Origin of the sequence: Aliarcobacter sp., from assembly GCF_041672065.1 — a bacterium.
GTDB lineage: Bacteria > Campylobacterota > Campylobacteria > Campylobacterales > Arcobacteraceae > Aliarcobacter > Aliarcobacter skirrowii.
Genome location: NZ_JBAZAH010000031.1, coordinates 1 through 18,994 on the forward strand (window position 1 = coordinate 1; position 18,994 = coordinate 18,994).

Below are 18,994 nucleotides of genomic sequence, written 5' to 3' on the forward strand. Positions count from 1 at the left end.
AAGATCAAAAATCAACAAAATTTAAAAACATTCGGACACTTATGTTATAATTTTACACTTAGAAAATTTCTACTTTAAAACTGTCCGAATCACTCCGGCAGACTGTCCGAATAAATCGGCTGGAGCACATATTTAAAGGTTGATAAAAAACTCAATATATTTAAGTTATATAGAATATTTGAATAAGTAAGACTGTCGTGATTAAAATATTATTCTTTTTATTAATTGAATTTACACTTTACTTTTATATTATGTTAATTATTTTCTAATTCAACCAATCAGCCCACCACTGCATTAACTCTTTTTTTTCTTCAAAATATTTCATTTTTGAGCTTCTATTATAAGAAGCTTTAACTTGATTTTGTTCTTCATGAGCTAAGCAAGATTCTATAATATCACTACTAAATCCATGCTCTTTTAATTTTTCATGAGTTATTGTTGAGAATGTACTTCTAAATCCATGGGTACAATGTCTATCTTTATATCCTAGCTTTTTTAGTGCATGATTTATTGTTACATCATTTATATTTTTAAGGTTTGAAGTAGGGGATGGAAATACATATTTACTTTTGTGAGCTGAAAATGGTTCAATAGATTTTAAAATATCAATTGCTTGTTTTGATAATTAATTACAAAACATAAAATATATAACAAATAAGCCTATCATTTTCTTTATTTCAAATGCTTTCATTCCATCTTCTGTACTTCCAAAAATAACTTTATGCCCTAAACAATTCATTTCAAACTCCTAATATATTTAAATTTACACTAATTAAGTGTATTTGTGTATATGTTTTTATAAAAACCATTTGCGTTTAATGATAGTTTTAATAAATCACTAATACTTATCATTAAGCTATCCGCTTTCTCTTGAACCTTATCTTTTAAATCATTTGTAACTGGTACTGCATATTGTTTAACAATATTACCAGTTGATAAGTTCTCAAAAGTATCATTGTTTGTAAAAATGAAACCATTTTGTAGTGATGTGTTAAGAGATAATCTAACTAATGTAACAACATTAATTCCCATACTATTTGCAACTGTTTCTAGCATATTTTTTTCATCTTCTGATACATTTAGACTAATAACTGCTGTTAATTTTTGAGTCTCTTTTTTTTTGGTCTTCCACCTTTTTTAACTATCATATTACTTTGAATATCTGCATGAGTTGCAGAAGTTTTTTTAGTAATATTTAAATTTCCAAATTTTTTGTTTTCCATATTCAACTCTTTACGAAATATTTTCGATTATTGGTTCAAAATATCTAATACCGAAACTATTACCACTAATGTAAACTAGCTTTGCACTATAAGTTTGTCCGCAATAACTACAATTGGTTGATACTGTATCACCAATATTTAAAGCTTTGTTTTTTTCAATATTCCAGTCTGTAATATAAACTTTTTTATCACAAAGTGGACATAAAGAGTTTTTTTTATTACCAAATGAAATTTCACTCATCTTTTTTCCTTTATTTTTTATACTTATATTTACACTAAATAAGTGTAAAATAATATATATAATCTATCTTTTTACATAGATATACACTTATTTAGTATATATCTATATGTAATTATCAATGCTTTCTTTTAACTCTAAAATATTAGAAGCAGCTTTTTTGTAAGCAAATGATTTAAGTCCACCTGCATTTGCAAGTTCTAGTACACTTACATTTTGATTAATAGCTGTTTGAAATGCAGCACTAATTGGTAAAGTAACTATCTCACAATCAAAACCTAGAACATCTCTAAAAACTACAGAAACTTCTTTTATATCTTCTGGTTTTTGAATCATATTTGCTACAAATAAAATAGGTTTGTCATAATCTTTAACTATATTTATAGTGTCGATAGTGCTTTGTAGAGTTTCTACTGTTGCATTAAATGGAATAATGATTAAATCACTTTGTTTAATAGCTTGTCCTAATTTAATATCATTAAAACCACCAAAATCAAAAATTGTATTTTCATATTGTCCAAGCTTTTGATCTAAAATATCAATCTTCTCTACTTTATCTTCAAGTCTTTCAGATAAATTTCCATACGGATCTATTTCCACCCCATTAAAGTCAAAGCTAGTAATTAGTTGATGAGCTATGAAAGATTTTCCTACCCCACCTTTAAAGTTACAAATTACAATATTCATAATTTAAAATAGTTTATGAAATTATATAAAGAGTATTTTATAAATACATAGTTATTTAATAAGAATTATATAAAAAATGTTTTATATTGTCAATATTATATTTATAAATATTGACAATATTTATAAAATATATTAAGATTTCATTCTATTTTTAAATAATTAATATAAGGGATTTTATGTCACAAAAATTACAAATAAAACTTCAAGATGATAGTCAAAAAGTGTTAGATAGGCTATTGTCTAATAGAACAAAGTCCTTGTTTGTGAACTTGGCAATTATAGAATTTGCAAATACAGAATTGGGTTCTAAATTCTTATCCGAATTAAACAAGAGAAAAGAGAATAAGAGAATCTAGTTATAAAGTTATATTTTTATAACAGAAACTCATATATTTGTATTTTTTGAAGTATATTAATTATATATAAGTTTCTCTACTTAATATAAAATCAACTTTACCAATTATTTCTATTTTCTCAAACTCTTCTTTAGTTAATTTAGAGATTAAATCACTATCGTTTTCATCTCTTAAAATGTAAGTATTGTCAAAATCAAGAGATATTAATACAACAAAATAGTTATTGTTATTTTTGATTAAATATCTATTTTTATTTTTGAAATTATTATTTATAGTATCAATAACATATATCTTTTTATCATCCAAATATGCTTTATAATTTTCTTGCTCTGCAATTTTTAATGGTATTTGTATGAAATTTTTAGAATCGTTTAATATGTTTATATTTACTAAATCATAATCTGATGAAGCTAAAATACATTCATTTACTTTATTGTTTTTTATATTGCTTGGCTTGAAAATGTCATCAAGAGAAAGGTTATTTTGAAGTGCATAAGTTAATATTTTTTCGTAAGGTAAAATACCTCTTTTTCTATTATTGAAGAGTGTTGATGGCAATATATCTAATTTTATAGCTAACTGTCTATCACTTTTAACATTTAAAATATTTGCTAAATTGTCTAAAACTTCATTTACAAAGTTCTCATTAAGTATCACATCTTTTTTTTTATTAGTTTTCATAGAAAAACCCTTTGAATTATCTTAATATTTTAATATATGTTTTAAAAATAAAATAAATAATAATAACACTTTAATTTTTCAAGTGTGAAATATATTATATTTACTACTATTATATATATTTTCTTTTAAAAAATCAAATAAAAGGAATTTTTTTGATATTAACTCAAGAACAAGTTGAAATTATACAAGTAGCAAAAACTTTAAAAATTAATGAAATTTTAAAAATTAAAGCTTTTGCTGTTTTAAGTGGTGATGATTCTAAAGAGCCATTAATGTTAGGAAATGCTGTTGGAAAACTTTATGATTTGTCAAAAGACCAAATTTATAAGCAATTTGCATAGGAAGTTAGTATGTCAAAATCAGAAATTATGATTAATCAAAATGAAGATATTCAGTTATATATACAAGAGATAGACAAATTGGGATTTGATAAAAGTATGTTTTTAAATAGTTCTGATGTTGCAAAAGTAATTGGTGTTTCTGAATCAACTTTGGATAATTGGAGAAAACAAGCTATTGGTATTGATTATATAATTGTTGGTCAAAGAAGATACAAATATTTAAAGACTAAAGTAGCTGAATATTTAGCAAGAAGTAATGTAAAAACAGTTTGATAATATATAGATTGTTTAAAATGAATTTATTTTTTAGGTGTGAAATAGGTGTGAAAGGCAAAAAAGTGTGAAAGCTTAAATCAAGCTAGAAGCTCGATAAAATCGTGGTGGGTCGTGAAGGACTCGAACCTTCGACCACTCGGTTATGAGCCGAGTGCTCTAACCAGCTGAGCTAACGACCCACAAATGGCGGACAGTGAGGGATTTGAACCCTCGGTACCGTTGCCAGTACGTCTCCTTAGCAGGGAGGTGGTTTCAGCCACTCACCCAACTGTCCGTTTTTTGTTACCAACTGGTTAAATTGGACGGGAATTATAGTTTTTAATCACTTAAAAAAGGCTTAAAAATGCCTTTTTTATAGCTCTTTCTAAAAATATTATATATTTTCTAATATCTTTTTAACTACCAATTCTGGATTTTCACTTTTATATATAGGTCTTCCTACAACTATAAAATCTACTAAATTATCTTTTGAGAATTTTATATCAGCAACTCTTTTTTGGTCACCACTATCTTCTCCAAAAGGACGAATTCCAGGACAAAGAGTTATGAAATCTTTTGAAGTGTTATTTTTAATATCAAGGCTTTCAAAAGCAGAGCAAACAACACCATCAAGTCCAGCTTCAAATGTATTTTTTGCAAACTCTCTTGCTTTTTTGTCTATATCTTCACCATATATTTTTTTAAAAGATTCATTATCAAATGAAGTTAAAGCTGTAACAGCTAAAACCAAAGGTCGATTTGGAATATCTTTGATTCTATTCATAACTGTTTTCATAGCTTCTATTCCAGCACTTGCATGAACATTAAACATATCTACTAAACCAAATTTTGAGATATCAAAAGCAGCATCTGCCATAGTATTTGGAATATCATAAAGCTTTAAATCTAAAAATATTTTAAAATCAGGATTTATAGCTTTTAAATCTTCTAAAAACTTTTTTCCATCTCTTAAATATGTTCTAAAACCAACTTTTAACCACATATCAAAATTTTTTAGCTTTTCTACTAAGGCTAAATTTTCCTCTTTGCTCTCTAAATCCAAAGATAAGCAAAGTTTCATATCTTTACTCATTTTAAGCCTTTTTTATTTGGTCTAAAATTGCATTTATAAACTTTGGTGCTCCATCACTTGCTAATTTTTTGCTAAGCTCTATTGCTTCATTTATAACTATTGCTTTTGATAGATTTTCAAAAAGTATTTCAAAAATTGCTAATCTTAAAATAGATTTTTCAACACTTCCAACATCTTGAATAGTTCCTTGAGTAAGATATTTGATAATCTCTTCATCTATTTTTTCTATATTTTTGATTGTTCCGTTAAAAAGGTTTAGAGCAAACTCTTTTTGGCTATTTCTTATCTTTTTCTCTTCTAAAATATCATCAACAAATTTTGCAATCTCTTCGTTTCCTAAATCATAGGCATATAAAAGACCAATTACTGACTCTCTTGCTTGTGTTCTTGTTGCCAAATTATTTTTCCATTTCGCTATATAAATCTAGCATCTCTATTATTGTAACCATAGCTTCAGCACCTTTGTTTCCAACTTTTGAACCAGCTCGTTCAATTGCTTGCTCAATTGTATCTGTTGTTAAAACACCATTTGATACAGGTTTTCCATATTTTAAAGCAACTGTTGCAATACCTTTTGTAGCTTCTGCACTTATATAATCAAAGTGAGGAGTTGCACCACGAATTACTGCTCCAACACAACAAACTGCATCATATTTTCCACTTGCAAGTGCTTTTTCAAGAGCAAAAGGAATCTCAAATGCACCTGGAACTAAGATTAAATCCAAGTTTGAAGCAATTCCACCGTGTCTTACGAATGAATCTTTTGCACCTTCAACTAATCTGTCTGTGATTATGTGATTAAATCTTCCATTTATAATAGCAACTTTTTCGTTTCCTCTTAGCCTTAAAGCTCCCTCTATTATTCTCATATTGTTCTCCAAATCTTATTTAAAATAAGGGTTATTATACAAAAAAAGGGCTTAATAGTTAGTTTGAGATTTATTTAGGATAAAAATGACAAATAAGTTTGAATATTGTAAACTTAAAGATATTTAAAATTTTACAAAGGCAAGGAACATGGAAAAAGTTTTAGGTTTGGATTTAGGAATTACATCAGTTGGTTCAGCTTTGGTGGATTTAGACTATAATAATTTAAAAAATACAAATATTTTACATTGTAATATTAGGATTTTTGAAGCACCAATAACATCAAAAGAGAAAACTTCATTACAGTTAATAAGAGGTGAAAATAGAAGAGCTAGAAATAGTAAAGAAAATAATGCAATAAGAAGAAAAAAGATAGTTAATGTATTGCTTAGATATAAACTTATTGACAAAAATGAGATAAAAAACATAAATACAAATCTTCCAAAATCAAAATTAAAAAGAGAAATTATTGTAAAGACTGCAAACTATCTTTTTGAAAATAAGAAAAATGCAAACAATATTTTGGAACTAAGATATAAAGCTTTAAATGAAAAGTTATCAAATATAGAGTTGGCAAGGCTTTTATATAGTATCAATAATCATAGAGGAGTTTCATATGAAGATACAAGAAGTTCTAAAAATATTTCAGAAAAAAAACTTGAAGAATTTTCTAAAAAAGATATAAATGATTATGCTGATGGAAGTTCAGATAAATTGTTATATGGACTTTTAAATTTTAAAAATGCTTTTATAAATTCAAATAAATATCAAACTGTTGGAGAATTTTTATATAAAGAGCATAAAGAAAAATTTAGAAATAGTCCAAAAAGATTAAAAGATACAAAACAATCAGATTTTATGTTTGTTATTCCTAGAAAAAATATTGTAGATGAGTTGAATTTTATTTTTAAAAAACAAAAAGAATTTAAAAATGAAGTTATAAATGATGATTTTGTAAAAGAGTATTTAGAAGCTTTTGAGTGGGAAGAAGATAGTCCAGCTTATGATGAGTTGGTTGCAAATTGTTCTATAAAAGAGAGTGAAAAAGCAGCTTCAAAATATTTAGTAGAATCACAATTTTACATATACTTAGAAAAACTATACAATTTAAGTTACAAAACAAAAGATGAGTATAGATATAAAAATTTAGATATAGAAACCATAGTTAAAATAATAAAAAACCTAAATATAAAATCTATAAAATATTCAAAACTAAAGGAGTTTATAGAAAAAGAACTAAATTTTCAAGATGTCATGTTTAAAGGAGTAAGTGATTATAAAAAGGATTTTATAGATTTATCTATCTTTGTAAATCTTGCTTCTATTTTATCTCTTTCTGCAAATATTTTAGAGCTTTTTCAAAATATAGAAGCAAAAAACTTGTTTAATCAAGTAGTAAATATTTTGGCTTATGAACCAAAAATTTCACAAAAAGAAGAAAGGTTAAAAGAGTTAAAAATAGTTGATGAAAAAATAATTGATAATCTTCTGGAAGTAAAAATAAAAGGAAATTTATCTTATTGTGGTGAAGTTCTAGAACAGATTTGTAATGGTATGTTAAGCGGATTAATCCCACACTATGCAAAAGAAGAGGTACAAAAAGCATACCCAAAAAAACCTATCATAAAAGGGCATCTTCTTCCACCACTTTTAGATACTGATTTTCCTATTAAAAACAATCAAGTAGTTGTAAGAGCCTTAAGCCAAATGAGACTGGTGATAAATGATACTTTAAAGCACTATAGAAAACTATACAATAACCCAAACTGGTTTTTTGATAAAATAGTTATAGAAACAGGAAAAGAGTTTTTGAATAAAGAGCAAGTGAAAAAATATAATGATAGAGCAAAAGAAAATGAGAAATCAAATAAAGAAGCCATAGAGTTTTGTGAGAAATATGGCAAAGCTTATCCTAGTCGTGAAGAGATTTTAAAAGCAAGACTGTTTTTACAACAAAATGGAGAAGAGCTATATCCTAGCAATTATGACATATCTACAAATAGTGCAAAATTTCAACAAATAGATGCACAAAGACTTTTCGACGTAGCATATTGTGAAATAGACCATATTTTGCCAATAAGCAGAAGCTTAGATGATAGTTTTGCAAATAAAACTTTAGTTTTATCAACTACCAATCAAAATAAAGGAGATAAAACTCCTTATGAATTTTTGAGTAAAGAGCTATTTGAGATTATGGAAGATAAACTAAATAAAAATATTAATAGCTTAGGATACAAAAAAGTTTCAAATCTTACAAACAAAGAGTTTAAAGAGTTAGATGGCTTTATTTCAAGAGATTTAAATGATACTAGAATTATCACAAAATATGCAGGACTTTATATAGAAAAATATTTAGCATTTCCAAAAAGTGAGAAAACAAAAAGAAGAGTTTTTGCAAATAATGGAAAAATTACATCTTTACTTAGAAAATCTTGGGGTATTGGGAAAAAAAACAGAAACAACCACTTACACCACGGAGAAGATGCAATATTAATAGCTCTTAGCGATAACTCTTTGATTAAAAATATATCTACATATTATGGTATTCAAACTCAATTAGAAAATATAGATTTTTCAAAAGATGGTTTTGATAAACTATTTAAAAATAATAAGTCAATAAAAGAACATATAATAAATGAATTAAAAAAAGATGGTATAGATATAGAAAATATTGATTTTTCTAAATATAACAAAAAAGAAATAAGCTCTAAAATCTTTCGAATAATCGCACAAAAATCATATCCTAGAGAGGATTTTTTAGATATTTTTAGAAATAGTATAGAAAATGCTATTGTAACTCATCAAGAAAGAGTTAAAATAAATGGACAAATACATAAAGACACATTAGAAAAATTATCTAAAAGAACAAATGATGATGTGGTACTTGTAAGAGGTGGATTTGCTACAAATGGAGAAGCTATAAGGTATGATGTGTTTAAGTCTGATAATAAAATAGAGTTTAAAAGAATAGCTCCAAAGTATTGTAATAAAAAGGTAGAGTTGTTACCACAAGCAAATGATAATTCTGCTAAATTTATGTTTTCTATATATAAAAATGGATTATTAAAAGTTGATTTTATAAAAGATGATGAATTATTTAACATAAAAGGAATTTTTTCAAAAATAGATGCAGATGCAAAAGGAATGTTAACTTATATCTATTTGAATTCAGTAAGAAATACCGAAGATAATCTTTTCATATCTTTTGTTTCTGGATTTTTAAATTCTACAATATACGATGATGCAATTATTGGTGATGATAGAAAAAAAATTGAGGAATTGCTTAAAAAAAATAAAATCAAAATTACAGATTCTGTTAGAGATAAAGATACTATTAAGTCAAAAATAGTTGATTTTATGAATATAGTAAAAAGCAATACTGAATTGGTAATAGGATTTAACATAATAAGAAATAATAATATTTTAAATTCTATACATGATGATTTATCTGAATATTTATATAAAAAAGATTTAAAATATGATGTTATAATAAATATAGATGGAAAACCAGCTACACCTATTTTAAAAATTAAATTACCAATAGATGATAAAAAGACAAATCTTCCTAAAATGGTAAATATAATTAAATTAAAAACAGATACCTTTGGAAATGAAGAGATAATAGAAAATGAAAAAAGAGAGCCTTTAATAAAAAAATAAAATTCTAGGGGAAAATATGAATTTTAGAGTTGTATATATCGTAAATCCTTGTTCTTTAAATTTTAAAAATAACTCTCTTGTAGTTAAAAATGAACAAGGTGAAACAAATGTACCATTAAACGACATATCTACTATCTTAATAGATAATCTTCAAGTAAATATATCTGCTTTTTTACTGTCAAAAATATCAGAATCCAAAATTGTACTAATTGTTGTAGATGAGAGGCATTTGCCTTGCGGAGTTTTGCTTCCATATAGTGGAAAGGTAAGAATGATGGAAGCATATAACTACCAAATGAATTTAAAGGATGAATTTGTAGGAAATTTATGGAAAAAAATAGTAAAAAATAAAATAGAAAATCAAGCAATAGTTCTAGAATTTGGAAATCAGCTCAGTTTTATAAAACTAAAAAACTATACTTTGGAGCTCAAACCACACGATAGCACAAATATTGAAGGAAGTGCTGCCTTGCTATATTGGAAGATGATTTTTTCAAACTCTTTAGATTATTTTACATCAAGGAATGCACCATAAAAATCAACAAAATCAGTTTAATCTAGCAGATGATATTATAGAACCTTTTAGACCATTTGTTGATTTAGAAGTTTATAATATGTTTGAGCTAGAAGGAATTGATGAAGAGAACTTAACAAAAGATATAAAAAAGAGATTGTTGTCTATTGTAGATGCTACAGTTTTGATAAACAATGAAAAATTTACTATGCTAAATGCAATAGACAAATACACAGACTCTCTTTTTAACTCATTTAAAAAACAAAATATAGATGAGTTAATAGAAGTTTCAATATGGATTTAAAATTTATGTATGTTTTAGTAATGTTTGATTTGCCAACACAATCAAAAAAAGATATAAAAAGATATAAAAAGATATAAAAAGATATACAAAATTTAGAAATAGTTTACTAAAAGATGGCTTTACTATGTTTCAATACAGTTGTTATGTAAGAATTTGTAAAAGTGCATATTCTGCAAAAGCTCATATAGACTTTATAACAAAAAACATACCAAAAAATGGGGAAGTAAGGATTTTAAAACTTACCAATAATATTTACAATAGTATGGAAATTATTAAAAAGGGAAACAAAGATAAAGGTACAAATGAAGAAAAACTAATGACTCAAACAGTCATAGAGTTTTAAAAAAAGTAGGTATAGAAAACAAGTTCCTATACCAAAGTTTTCTTCTACATATTGTAGAATTGTTAAACCACCTACCCCAAAACAAAATACGATTTAATATTTTATTTAGATTATACTTAAATCTAAATAAAGTTTTTAAACTAATTAAAACCCTATTGTATCGTATTTTGCTTTAGAGTAGGGGTCTAATTAATTGCTCTTTAGTTGCATCATTTGTAGGATTGTATCGTATTTTGCTTTAGAGTAGGGGTCTAATTATCATACTAGGGAGCAATTACGCCCCGTAATTGTATCGTATTTTGCTTTAGAGTAGGGGTCTAATATTATTTGTTGTTCTAAATCTTCTTGATTTATTGTATCGTATTTTGCTTTAGAGTAGGGGTCTAATCTAATTATAACTTCTGTTGTACCGTTCATAATTGTATCGTATTTTGCTTTAGAGTAGGGGTCTAATTTCACAAGCATTTTTAAACTCTTTTGCTTTATTGTATCGTATTTTGCTTTAGAGTAGGGGTCTAATATTTAATGAAACTCTTTGAGTAGGAGTCAAATTGTATCGTATTTTGCTTTAGAGTAGGGGTCTAATTTGCTAAATCGTTTTGGATTTCACTCGTTAATTGTATCGTATTTTGCTTTAGAGTAGGGGTCTAATTATTGAAGCATTTAGCCTTTTTAACTTTTGATTGTATCGTATTTTGCTTTAGAGTAGGGGTCTAATACACTATTAAAAAAAGTAAATGCTGGTGATATTGTATCGTATTTTGCTTTAGAGTAGGGGTCTAATCAATCAACGAATTTGGAAACTATGTTTATGATTGTATCGTATTTTGCTTTAGAGTAGGGGTCTAATGCTCCAAAGCCACTCGCAAAAGTTGGATTAATTGTATCGTATTTTGCTTTAGAGTAGGGGGTCTAATAATATGTACCTAAGGGGTATAGTCAAAGTTATTGTATCGTATTTTGCTTTAGGGGCTTTAGTTTCCTAAAGCCTCTTTAATAGCAAAAATCTCATCCATAGTTTTATAAAGTTGTTCAATATGAAGCATATTTGGTCCATCGCTTTTTGCTGTTTTTGGGTCAATATGTGTTTCAAAGAAAAATCCATCAACTCCAACACTAGCAGCTGCTCTTGCCATATATGGTACAAATGAGCTATTTCCTCCAGTTGTTCCTCCAGTGCTTGGAATTTGTACACTATGAGTTGCATCGAAAATCACAGGAGCATATTGTCTTAAAAGTAGCAGATTTCTCATATCTACAACCAAAGCTCCATATCCAAAAGTGTTTCCTCTCTCACAAAGCCAAACACCAGCTTTTTGGCTATTTTCATAAGAAACTTCGCTTACTCCTCTTGTGTTTAATACTTTTTCAACAGGGTGTTTCATAGCATCTGCTGCCAAAAACTGCCCTTTTTTTATATTTATTTTTGCTTTTGTTTTAGCAGCAGCTACAAGCAAATCTGTTTGACGACACAAAAAAGCAGGTATTTGAAGTATATCCATAACCTCTCCAGCAGGAGCTGCTTGATATGATTCGTGAATATCAGTAACCACTTTATATCCAAACTCTTTTTTGATTTTTTCAAAAATTTTTAAACCCTCATCAAGTCCTGGACCTCTAAATGAGCTTAGGCTTGTTCTGTTTGCTTTGTCAAAACTAGCTTTAAAATAAAAATCAACTCTTTTATCAAGACTTAGAGGTCTTAATTTTTCTGCTATTTTTAAAACTGTATCCATATCTTCTAAAACACAAGGTCCTGTCATAACTGTTAACATCTATTTTATTTTCCTTTTAATTAAATCTTATTTATTATTTTTTACTTACTAAAAATCCACTAAGAACGATTAATATTATACCTAAAAATACTATAAAAGATGGAAAAGCATCTCCTACAAAAAGCCCCAAAACAATTGAGAAGGCTATATTACTATAAGAAACCGTGCTTACAATTCCAGCTTTAGCAAGAGAGTATGATTTTGTCATATATATTTGTGCATAAGTTGAAAAAATAGCAAGAAAAAATATAAAAATCCAATCTTTTGCTTGTGGCATTACAAAAGTTCCAAGCATAAAATCCAATTTTGAGTTTGTATAAAATTCACTTATTATCATAAAAATCAAAGGTAAAATTGTACCAACTGCCATAAAAGATAGAACTATGGCTCTTCCATCATAAAATCTTCTAAGCTCTCGTATTGAAGTATATGCAAGTGCTGCTCCAACACCTGATAAAATTCCTAAATAATCTGTTTTTTCTAAGCTACTTCCATCAAACTCGGCAATAAATAAAATCCCAACAAATCCAATAAATACACCAATCCAGCCTTTAAGTCCAATTTGCTCTTTTAGGAAAAAATATGCCAAAAGTGCTGTAAATATTGTAGAAGTTTTAGAAAAAGTCATAGCTTCACCCAAAGGTATATTTGCAATATTATAAAAGAAAAATAGTAGTGCTGAAAACCCAGCAACTCCTCTAAAAATAAGTAACCAAAACTTTCCACCAATCTGTTTTAGTGGAGATTTATAAATTGAATAAAGTATTATAAAAACTCCAAAAACATTTCTAAAAAATACAATCTGTATTGTAGATAGATTATCGCTTAGCTCTTTTGCCATAATTCCCATAAGTGCAAATAAAAAAGAGGCCAAAATCATATATTTTATAGCTTTATTTACATTTTCTTCCAAACTAATATCCTTTTAAAGGCGAAGTATTACAAAATTTGGGTTAAAGCAAGATTTAGATAAAATCTTTGCCATTTTAAACATTATTTAGGAAATTTATGGATTATTTAAAAATTGTTGGAAACAAAAAATTAAGTGGAGATATCTCTATTTCAGGGGCAAAAAATGCTGCTCTTCCTCTAATAGCAGCTACAATTTTGGCAAAAAATGAAACTATCATAGACAATCTTCCAAATGTAGCTGATATAAATACTTTTTTGAAGTTAATAAAAATGCTAGGTGGAAGTTTTACTCAAGATAAAAATAGGGCAGCTATAGATACAAGCACTATTACAAATACAATTGCAACTTATGATATTGTAAAAACTATGAGAGCTTCTATTTTGGTTTTAGGTCCACTATTGGCTAGATTTGGGCATTGTGAAGTTTCACTTCCAGGTGGTTGTGCAATAGGTCAAAGACCCGTTGATTTACACTTAAAAGCTATGGAAGCTATGGGAGCAAAAATTGAAATACTTCAAGGTTATATAAAAGCAACTGCACCAAATGGATTAAAAGGTGCAAAAATAGTTTTTGATAAAGTTACAGTTGGTGGAACTGAAAATACAGTTATGGCAGCTGCTTTAGCTTCTGGAGTTACAACTATAATAAACGCAGCAAAAGAGCCAGAGATTGTTCAATTATGTGAAGTAATAGCAAGTGCTGGAGTAAAAATAGATGGAATTGGAACTTCTAAAATTACAATAGAAGGAACAGGCGGAAAACTTCTTGATATAAAACCATTTAGCGTAATTCCTGATAGAATAGAAGCTGGAACTTATATGTGTGTTGCTGCTATTACAAATCAAAAACTAACAATTAAAAATATTGTTCCAGCTCATCTTGAAGCTGTTATTTCAAAGCTTGAAGAGATGAATTTTGAAATAGAGATAAAAGAGAACGAACTTACAATATTTCCAACATCAAAGATAAAACCAGTAAATATTATAACAACAGAATATCCAGGATTTCCAACAGATATGCAAGCTCAGTTTATGGCACTAGCAACTCAAGCTGAAGGGACTAGCACAATAGATGAGAGACTTTTTGAAAATAGATTTATGCATGTTAGTGAACTACTTAGAATGGGTGCTGATATTCAGTTAAATGGGAATATAGCAACAATTATTGGAGAAAAAGGTAAATTAAGTGGAACAGATGTTATGGCAACGGATTTAAGAGCATCTTCTGCTTTAGTTCTTGCAGCACTAGTTGCTCAAGGAGAGACAAATATTCATAGAATTTATCATCTTGATAGAGGTTATGAAAATCTTGAAGGAAAGCTAAGAGATATAGGTGCTGATATAAAAAGGCTTAAAGAGTCAAAATGATAAAAAAAATAAAATCTCTATTTTTTATTAATGAAGAAAAAATTGATAAATTTGAGATTTTTTTTGATTTTATAAAAAAATATGTACAAAAAAACTATCCAAAAATTAATTTTGATTTTTCAAATATAAATAGATTTAAAAATGAACTTAAAGTAGATGTTCAAAAAAGCCTTTTTGTTGAATATTTAGTTAAACAATTTATCGAGTTTGATTACAAAAAAATAACACAAAATAGTGTAAAAAGAGAACTTACTTGGGAAGGTTATGGAGTTAACTCTTTACCAAATCTTAGATTGCCTCATGATTTTTCAAGAAGAAAAGAGTTGGTTTTTTATAGAGATAAATCAACTTGCAATCGTTGTGGAACTGTTATGGAAAGATTAAGTCAAGCATCTTTTTGCTTTGTACAAGAGATAGAAGATGGTGGTGGTTATAATATTGAAAATATAATTTTACTTTGTAGCAGTTGCAATCAAGTTGTAAACAATTTTAAAGAGAACTACAATGAGATGGAGTTGATATTTAGAGATAAACTATATGAATTTATTTCATAAAAGTATTTATTCTATGACACATTTTAACACCATATAAGTATATAATCCAAGAGATATATATCCAAAAAAATGTAAATAATAAAGTAGCAAGTGAACCATAAATAGTTGTGTAAGTTTTATTATAAATTACATAATATACAAATAGATTTTTTGTAATACTTAAAGTTGCTAAAGTTACAAATGATGATATAAAAGCAGCTTTAATAGATACTTTTTTATTTACACTTACTTTAAATAGAGCAAAAAATATAAACCAAGTAAACAAAAATAGTTGAATCTGTTTTAAGAAACTATTGTCATAAAAAGTTAATAAAATATTTAAAGCTACAAAAATGGTTGGAAAAACTAAGAAAAATATTGTGTATATAAAAAATGATTTATATATAGCTCTTCTTTTTGTTTTATGAATTTTATTTACAATATAGTCATAATCTTTGAAAAACATAATATATACAAAAAGCATATAAAATATTCCCAAAAGTCCTAGCTTGTCAGAGTTTGATATATAGTTTTTTAAAGTGGTAATAATTTCATTAGAGTGCGTTGGATTTAAAAAATTGAGTAAAAAATTTGTAAAAATATCTAAATAAGCATGAAACTCTGGAAATTTTGAAATTATTGCAATTGCAAGAGCAATTATTGGAAGTATTGAAAATATGGTAAAAAAACTAAGACTAGCAGCAAAATAAGTGGTATCGTCATTAAAAAATGAATCAATACCATCAATAATCTGTTTTAGAATAGGTTTTTTACCTTTTTTCAAACTATAGTCCCATCTTAAATGGATTTAAAATATTGTTTGGATCAAAAGCTTTTTTGATATTTCTAAATAGATTCATCTCAGCTTCACTAAATGCAATATCCATAAATGGTGCTTTTGATAATCCAATACCGTGTTCACCACTTAAAGTTCCACCCATATCTACAACTAGTTGGAAAATCTCTTCAATAGCTTTGTGACCATCAGCCATCTCTTTTTCATTTGTTTTATCTTTTACCATAACATTTACGTGAATATTTCCATCTCCAGCATGTCCAAAACAAGGAACTTGGAAACCATATTTTTCACCAATTTTATAGATCTCATCTAAAGCCTCTGGAAGCTTACTTCTTGGAACGCTTATATCTTCATTTAATTTTTTAGTTCCATAAACCATAGTTGCTGGACTTGCATTTCGTCTTGCAAACCATAGCTTTTTACCTTCTTCTTCATTTTGAGCTACTATAAAATCAATTGAGCCATTCTCTTTAAATGACTCTTTTAAAATATTTAGCTGATCTTCTATTTCAGCTTCACTAGAAGCATCTACATCTCCAATTAAAATTCCACCAGCATTTTCTGGCAATGAAATTTGAGGAAACTTTTGCTTTAGTGCTTTTATTACAAGTGAGTCTAAAAACTCCATTGCAACAGGATTTGCACCACTTGCAAGTGATTTAAATACAGCTGTCATAGCACTATTTACATTTGGAAAAACTCCCATGTAAGTTTTTTTGAATTTTGGTTTTGGGATAAGTTTTAAAGTAATTTCAGTAATAACTGCCAAAGTTCCTTCGCTAGCTATTAAAATACCAGCAACATTATAACCAGCAACATCTTTGATAGTTTTTTTACCAGCTACGATAATATCACCATTTGGAAGAACTGCTCTTAGTGCCATTACATAATCTTTTGTAATACCATATTTAGCAGCTCTCATTCCACCTGCATTTTCACTTACATTTCCACCCAAAGTTGAGTACTCTTCACTTGCAGGATCTGGTGGATAAAATAGGCCTACCTCTTCAACTGTTTTTTGAAACTGCATATTTATAACTCCTGGTTGAACAACTCCAACCATATTTTGCATATCAATTTCAAGTATCTTATTCATATGTCTTTCAAGTGATAGAATAATTCCTCCATTTGAAGGTAATGCACCACCTGTAAATCCACTTCCAGCACCTCTTGGAACAATTACAATTTTGTGTTCATTACAATATTTAAGTATATCACTTACATCTTGTTCATGTCGTGGAAAAACAACAGCATCTGGCTCAAAACGGCTTCTTGTAGCATCGTAGCAAAAAGCTATTAGATGAGCTTTATCAGTTTTGATATTCTCATCTCCTACAATAGAAGCAATAAAATCTAAATGTTTTTTATCTATCATCTTATAATCCTAAAATCTTTTTATAGTGTGAATCATAACTCTCTTTTTCTTTAAACCAATTTTTTATATTGAAGTTTATAAGAGATTCTCTTATATCTTCAACTCTTGTAAAAAATGGAAGTTTTTTCTCTAACTCTTTATTTGTTTCAAAATTTATTTTTTTTAAAATTGAAAATGTTTTACTATCAACTATATATAAACTATTTTCAACTAAGAAAAAAATAGTTCCCAAATTTTGTTCAATTGCAAAATCTTGAATCTCTTTTTTTGTTGGATATAAAGAGTTTTCATACTTTAATTTTGCAGCAAAAATATCAGGGTGCATAAATCTATAACTTGAAAAATCTTTTGTAATTTGATTAAAACTCTCAAAATTTGGAGCAATCAAAAGAGAGTTTTTGTACATAAAGTTTAAAATAAACTCATCGCCTACTTGAGGCTCTTTTTTTGTTGTAGCTATTGCATCTTGTTTTAAATCTTCAAATTTAAAAAATTCAATTACACTAAAATTTTCATCAGAAATCACAACTTTTGCATTAGATACAATAATTTGCAAATCATCACTATATTTGTGAATTACAACTCCAGTTTGACCTAATTTTAAATTTCCAATTGCGATAGTTGAATTTTTTTTGTTAAAAATATCTTTTAAAGTTGTACTTTTTTCTTCAAACTCATTTGCAAATGAGCTTTGAAAAGAGATAATTAAAAAAGCAAATAGAAAATATTTTTTTAAAAAATTATTTATACTCATTTTGTAACTCTTCTAATTTTTTCTCTACCTCATGCACATGTAAAATCTCTATTTTTTCACCTTTAATGCTTTTTTTGGCTCTTACACTTACTTTATCCCAAATAGCTGCAATTTCTCCTTTTGGATTAATTATAAATGTAGTTCTTACAACTCCCATAAACTCTTTTCCCATAAATTTCTTTAGTTGCCAAACACCATAGTCTTGAGCCATTTTTTTATCTTCATCAGCTAATAAAGTAATTGCTAAATCATACTTTTCTATAAATTTTCTATGTTTTGCACTATCATCTGGGCTTACACCAATAACTGTTGCTTTTAGATTGTCAAATTTATATAAGTTTGCAGTAAAATCACAAGCTTGTGTTGTGCATCCAGGTGTCATATCTTTTGGATAAAAGTATAAAACTATCCAATTTCCAACAATATCTCTTAGACAAATCTCTGTATCATCTTGATTAAATGCACAAAAAGCTGGTGCTTTGTCGCCTACTTTTAACATATATTCTCCTTTCAAATTGGTTCCCTAATTTGAAAGGGAACCGTTATTATTTAACTTCTTTTAAAAGAAGCAAACTCTAAAGGGCTTTAAGAATAAAGCCTTACTATTTAATTGCTATAAAAGTTGCAAAATTAACCCATCTAAAAAGAGTTTCACAATCTTTAAATCCAGCATCTTTTATCATCTTTTTATTCTCATCTTCAGTATAAGGAATAAGCACATTCTCCAAAGCCTCTCTTTTTTGGGCTATTTCAAATTCACTATATCCTTGAGTTTTTTTGAAGCTATAGTACTCATCAATTAGCTGTTTATTTAAAAAGCTATTTGATGATACTAATTTTTCACTGAAAATAAAAACTCCACCATCTTCTAAACTATCATAAATCTTTTTTACAAGTTTTTCTCTATTTATTGGTC

Annotated in this window: 22 protein-coding genes, 2 tRNA genes, 2 pseudogenes and 1 CRISPR repeat array; of the genes and pseudogenes, 8 read left to right on the forward strand and 18 right to left on the reverse strand. The window is 27.3% G+C overall.

Annotated features, from left to right (window positions below; all coding sequences use genetic code 11):
* Positions 1–265: 265 nt before the first annotated feature.
* From WC168_RS06000 to WC168_RS06025, 6 genes are all read right to left on the reverse strand, one after another.
* Positions 266–610, reverse strand: a complete 345-nt coding sequence (locus tag WC168_RS06000; RefSeq protein ID WP_082950978.1) for a tyrosine-type recombinase/integrase — start codon at positions 608–610, stop codon at positions 266–268.
* Between the two features lie 158 nt (positions 611–768).
* The gene (locus WC168_RS06005; RefSeq protein ID WP_372618117.1) at positions 769–1,056 is read right to left on the reverse strand and encodes a hypothetical protein; all 288 of its coding nucleotides are present in this window, start codon (positions 1,054–1,056) and stop codon (positions 769–771) included.
* Positions 1,057–1,097: 41 nt separating this feature from the next.
* A complete protein-coding gene (locus WC168_RS06010; RefSeq protein WP_372618119.1) occupies positions 1,098–1,223 on the reverse strand; it encodes a hypothetical protein in 126 nt (41 codons plus the stop codon).
* A 10-nt stretch (positions 1,224–1,233) separates the two neighbouring features.
* Entirely contained in the window at positions 1,234–1,464 is a 231-nt protein-coding gene (locus WC168_RS06015; RefSeq protein ID WP_372618121.1) for a hypothetical protein, read from the reverse strand.
* Between the two features lie 102 nt (positions 1,465–1,566).
* Positions 1,567–2,148, reverse strand: coding sequence for a ParA family protein (locus WC168_RS06020; RefSeq protein ID WP_319087566.1), 582 nt, complete (start codon positions 2,146–2,148; stop codon positions 1,567–1,569).
* 416 nt (positions 2,149–2,564) lie between these two features.
* Positions 2,565–3,185 (reverse strand): helix-turn-helix domain-containing protein, encoded by a 621-nt coding sequence (locus WC168_RS06025; protein WP_125296441.1) that lies wholly within the window; start codon positions 3,183–3,185, stop codon positions 2,565–2,567.
* Between the two features lie 152 nt (positions 3,186–3,337).
* Between WC168_RS06025 and WC168_RS06030 the strand changes: the two genes are divergently transcribed.
* The gene (locus WC168_RS06030; RefSeq protein WP_066179429.1) at positions 3,338–3,526 is read left to right on the forward strand and encodes a hypothetical protein; all 189 of its coding nucleotides are present in this window, start codon (positions 3,338–3,340) and stop codon (positions 3,524–3,526) included.
* A gap of 9 nt (positions 3,527–3,535) precedes the next feature.
* Positions 3,536–3,799: an AlpA family transcriptional regulator gene (locus tag WC168_RS06035; protein WP_066179426.1), complete on the forward strand. Its 264-nt coding sequence runs from the start codon at positions 3,536–3,538 to the stop codon at positions 3,797–3,799.
* A 105-nt stretch (positions 3,800–3,904) separates the two neighbouring features.
* Here the strand turns inward: WC168_RS06035 and WC168_RS06040 are convergent.
* The 5 genes from WC168_RS06040 to ribH form a co-directional block, all read right to left on the reverse strand.
* A tRNA-Ile gene (locus WC168_RS06040) sits at positions 3,905–3,981 on the reverse strand.
* Positions 3,982–3,986: 5 nt separating this feature from the next.
* Positions 3,987–4,076 (reverse strand) — tRNA-Ser (locus WC168_RS06045).
* A 99-nt stretch (positions 4,077–4,175) separates the two neighbouring features.
* Entirely contained in the window at positions 4,176–4,874 is a 699-nt protein-coding gene (pyrF, locus tag WC168_RS06050; RefSeq protein WP_082946356.1) for an orotidine-5'-phosphate decarboxylase, read from the reverse strand.
* A gap of 1 nt (position 4,875) precedes the next feature.
* A complete protein-coding gene (gene nusB / locus WC168_RS06055) occupies positions 4,876–5,271 on the reverse strand; it encodes a transcription antitermination factor NusB (RefSeq protein WP_260883824.1) in 396 nt (131 codons plus the stop codon).
* A gap of 1 nt (position 5,272) precedes the next feature.
* Positions 5,273–5,743, reverse strand: coding sequence for a 6,7-dimethyl-8-ribityllumazine synthase (ribH, locus tag WC168_RS06060; protein ID WP_066160861.1), 471 nt, complete (start codon positions 5,741–5,743; stop codon positions 5,273–5,275).
* A gap of 148 nt (positions 5,744–5,891) precedes the next feature.
* Between ribH and cas9 the strand changes: the two genes are divergently transcribed.
* The 4 genes from cas9 to cas2 all read left to right on the forward strand — a co-directional run bounded on the left by cas9 (position 5,892) and on the right by cas2 (position 10,562).
* Positions 5,892–9,401, forward strand: coding sequence for a type II CRISPR RNA-guided endonuclease Cas9 (gene cas9, locus WC168_RS06065; protein WP_372618124.1), 3,510 nt, complete (start codon positions 5,892–5,894; stop codon positions 9,399–9,401).
* 16 nt (positions 9,402–9,417) lie between these two features.
* Positions 9,418–9,936, forward strand: a complete 519-nt coding sequence (gene cas1, locus WC168_RS06070) for a type II CRISPR-associated endonuclease Cas1 (RefSeq protein WP_372618126.1) — start codon at positions 9,418–9,420, stop codon at positions 9,934–9,936.
* A complete protein-coding gene (locus WC168_RS06075) occupies positions 9,926–10,219 on the forward strand; it encodes a hypothetical protein (protein WP_372618128.1) in 294 nt (97 codons plus the stop codon). Before cas1 ends, WC168_RS06075 begins: the two co-directional genes overlap by 11 nt.
* A gap of 73 nt (positions 10,220–10,292) precedes the next feature.
* Positions 10,293–10,562, forward strand: coding sequence for a CRISPR-associated endonuclease Cas2 (gene cas2 / locus WC168_RS06080; RefSeq protein WP_372618140.1), 270 nt, complete (start codon positions 10,293–10,295; stop codon positions 10,560–10,562).
* A 154-nt stretch (positions 10,563–10,716) separates the two neighbouring features.
* Positions 10,717–11,545: a CRISPR direct-repeat array (repeat unit 36 nt; unit sequence ATTGTATCGTATTTTGCTTTAGAGTAGGGGTCTAAT).
* A gap of 15 nt (positions 11,546–11,560) precedes the next feature.
* On the opposite strand, the pseudogene kdsA reads toward cas2, so the two are convergent.
* Together kdsA and WC168_RS06090 are read right to left on the reverse strand one after the other, a co-directional pair.
* Positions 11,561–12,337, reverse strand: a pseudogene (kdsA, locus tag WC168_RS06085) (3-deoxy-8-phosphooctulonate synthase); the annotation flags it as partial.
* 34 nt (positions 12,338–12,371) lie between these two features.
* Positions 12,372–13,250, reverse strand: coding sequence for a DMT family transporter (locus WC168_RS06090; RefSeq protein WP_279135536.1), 879 nt, complete (start codon positions 13,248–13,250; stop codon positions 12,372–12,374).
* Between the two features lie 95 nt (positions 13,251–13,345).
* Here WC168_RS06090 and murA point away from each other — a divergent pair, with 95 nt between their 5' ends.
* Both murA and WC168_RS06100 read left to right on the forward strand, forming a co-directional pair.
* On the forward strand, positions 13,346–14,617 hold the full coding sequence (gene murA / locus WC168_RS06095; RefSeq protein ID WP_372618130.1) for a UDP-N-acetylglucosamine 1-carboxyvinyltransferase: 1,272 nt from the start codon (positions 13,346–13,348) through the stop codon (positions 14,615–14,617).
* Entirely contained in the window at positions 14,614–15,171 is a 558-nt protein-coding gene (locus tag WC168_RS06100; protein ID WP_372618132.1) for an HNH endonuclease, read from the forward strand. Before murA ends, WC168_RS06100 begins: the two co-directional genes overlap by 4 nt.
* Here the strand turns inward: WC168_RS06100 and WC168_RS06105 are convergent.
* The 5 genes and pseudogenes from WC168_RS06105 to WC168_RS06125 form a co-directional block, all read right to left on the reverse strand.
* The gene (locus WC168_RS06105) at positions 15,161–15,934 is read right to left on the reverse strand and encodes a YihY/virulence factor BrkB family protein (RefSeq protein ID WP_372618134.1); all 774 of its coding nucleotides are present in this window, start codon (positions 15,932–15,934) and stop codon (positions 15,161–15,163) included. The genes WC168_RS06100 and WC168_RS06105 overlap by 11 nt on opposite strands.
* A gap of 1 nt (position 15,935) precedes the next feature.
* Positions 15,936–17,324: an FAD-binding oxidoreductase gene (locus WC168_RS06110; protein ID WP_372618136.1), complete on the reverse strand. Its 1,389-nt coding sequence runs from the start codon at positions 17,322–17,324 to the stop codon at positions 15,936–15,938.
* A 1-nt stretch (position 17,325) separates the two neighbouring features.
* Positions 17,326–18,078, reverse strand: a complete 753-nt coding sequence (locus WC168_RS06115; RefSeq protein WP_372618138.1) for a plasminogen-binding N-terminal domain-containing protein — start codon at positions 18,076–18,078, stop codon at positions 17,326–17,328.
* Complete coding sequence (gene bcp, locus WC168_RS06120; protein WP_066160880.1) at positions 18,065–18,577, reverse strand: thioredoxin-dependent thiol peroxidase; 513 nt, start codon at positions 18,575–18,577, stop codon at positions 18,065–18,067. Before bcp ends, WC168_RS06115 begins: the two co-directional genes overlap by 14 nt.
* A gap of 103 nt (positions 18,578–18,680) precedes the next feature.
* A pseudogene (locus tag WC168_RS06125) lies at positions 18,681–18,994 on the reverse strand (carboxy-S-adenosyl-L-methionine synthase CmoA); the annotation flags it as partial.